This window comes from Pantoea sp. Taur (genome assembly GCF_009830025.1).
Lineage (GTDB): Bacteria > Pseudomonadota > Gammaproteobacteria > Enterobacterales > Enterobacteriaceae > Pantoea > Pantoea communis.
The window spans coordinates 1-830 of record NZ_SZZZ01000061.1 but is presented as its reverse complement, the minus strand read 5'-3'; the positions used below and the strand labels follow the sequence as shown (position 1 = coordinate 830).

The 830-nt window shown below is 56.0% G+C and carries 1 pseudogene; it reads right to left on the bottom strand.

Annotated elements, in window-relative coordinates:
- Nucleotides 1-830: pseudogene (locus FD744_RS25215) on the bottom strand (acetyl-CoA carboxylase biotin carboxylase subunit); the annotation flags it as partial.

Sequence of the window (830 nt, the reverse complement as noted above, 5' to 3'; positions counted from 1 at the left end):
TCGTGCAGGCCGAGTTTTTTCTCCAGATAGTGGATGTTGGTGCCACCCTGCTGGAAATGTTCGTCGGACATGATTTTCATCTGCAGCTCGACGTTGGTCTTGATGCCGTCGATGATCAGTTCCGCCAGCGCATTTTTCATGCGCGCGATGGCCACTTCACGGGTGTCACCGTAGGTGATCAGCTTGCCGATCATGGAATCGTAGTACGGCGGCACGCTGTAACCGGCATAGATGTGCGATTCCCAGCGCACGCCAAAACCGCCTGGCGCGTGGAAACGGGTGATCTTGCCCGGACTCGGCAGGAAGGTGTTCGGATCTTCGGCGTTGATACGGCACTCTACCGCATGACCGCGAACAATCACGTCTTCCTGTTTGATTGACAGCGGCTGACCGGCAGCAATACGCAGCTGCTCTTTGATCAGATCCACGCCGGTGATCATCTCGGTCACCGGATGCTCCACCTGAATACGGGTGTTCATCTCGATGAAGTAGAACTCACCGTTTTCGTACAGGAACTCGAAAGTACCCGCACCGCGGTAGCCGATATCGATACAGGCTTTGGCACAGCGCTCGCCGATAAAGCGACGCAGTTCCGGCGTGATGCCCGGCGCTGGTGCTTCTTCGACCACTTTCTGGTGACGACGCTGCATCGAGCAGTCACGTTCCGCCAGATAGATGGCGTTGCCCTGGCCGTCGGCCATCACCTGAATCTCGATGTGACGCGGGTTCTCGAGGAATTTCTCCATGTAGACCATGTCGTTGTTGAAAGCCGCTTTGGCTTCCGCTTTCGTCATGCCGATGGATTGTTCCAGATCTTTTTCACTGCGCAC